Origin of the sequence: Salmonella sp. SAL4457 (assembly GCF_046548235.1) — a bacterium.
Classification (GTDB): domain Bacteria; phylum Pseudomonadota; class Gammaproteobacteria; order Enterobacterales; family Enterobacteriaceae; genus Salmonella; species Salmonella enterica.
Window position 1 is genome coordinate 1 of the sequence record NZ_JBGDZO010001511.1, and the last position, 228, is coordinate 228.

Here is a 228-nt window from a genome sequence, read left to right on the forward strand (position 1 = left end):
CGCCTGGTGCGTGCCGGGGCTGATGCTCCATGCGCTATTCAGCATCCCCCTGCAGGCCGCCGAGCGCTTCGTCCTGGCCGGGCTCGGCTCGCTGCTGTTCAATCTACCGCCGGTGCTCTACCTGGCCTTGCACGGCCAGGCCAGCCAGCCCGAACAACTGGCCCTGGCCTGCCTGCTCGGCAGCCTGCTGATGCCGCTGGTGCTGCTGCCTTCGCTATGGATCGAGGG

Annotated in this window: 1 protein-coding gene; it reads left to right on the plus strand. The window is 68.9% G+C overall.

All coding sequences use genetic code 11. From position 1 onward, the window contains the following. Positions 1-228: hypothetical protein (locus ACLJNW_RS29245; RefSeq protein WP_410962175.1), on the plus strand; the 228-nt coding region annotated here is incomplete at both ends.